This window comes from Aeromonas sp. L_1B5_3 (assembly GCF_963866575.1).
Classification (GTDB): Bacteria; Pseudomonadota; Gammaproteobacteria; order Enterobacterales; family Aeromonadaceae; genus Aeromonas; species Aeromonas jandaei.
Map to the genome: position 1 here is coordinate 1 of NZ_CAWMDN010000181.1, position 314 is coordinate 314.

Below are 314 nucleotides of genomic sequence, written 5' to 3' on the forward strand. Positions count from 1 at the left end.
CTAAATAACTGATCCTAATAGTGCTACACCTTCGCTGTGCCATAGCCATTCCCGGGGAAAGGAGACACGGTATCCATGAAGTGTTTCACTCGAGCCAGCAGGTTGGCCATCCCTCTGCATTGATGATTGCGCGTGATGGTTTCATGCATCTTGTGCCACAACCGTTCTATGTGATTAACCCAAGGACTGTAAACCGGCTGGAACACCAAGCAAAACTTGGGGTTCTTCTTCAACCATCGCTCGGTCTGTTGGCTTTTGTGAATGATGTAGTTATCGAGGATCAGCGTGATGGTTTTGGCTCGTCGGTAGTGGTG

At 49.0% G+C, this 314-nt stretch carries 1 protein-coding gene; it reads right to left on the reverse strand.

All coding sequences use genetic code 11. From position 1 onward, the window contains the following. Positions 1-23: 23 nt before the first annotated feature. Positions 24-314 (reverse strand): IS630 family transposase (locus AACR93_RS23110; protein ID WP_043852094.1); only part of this gene is annotated, 291 nt, incomplete at its 5' end.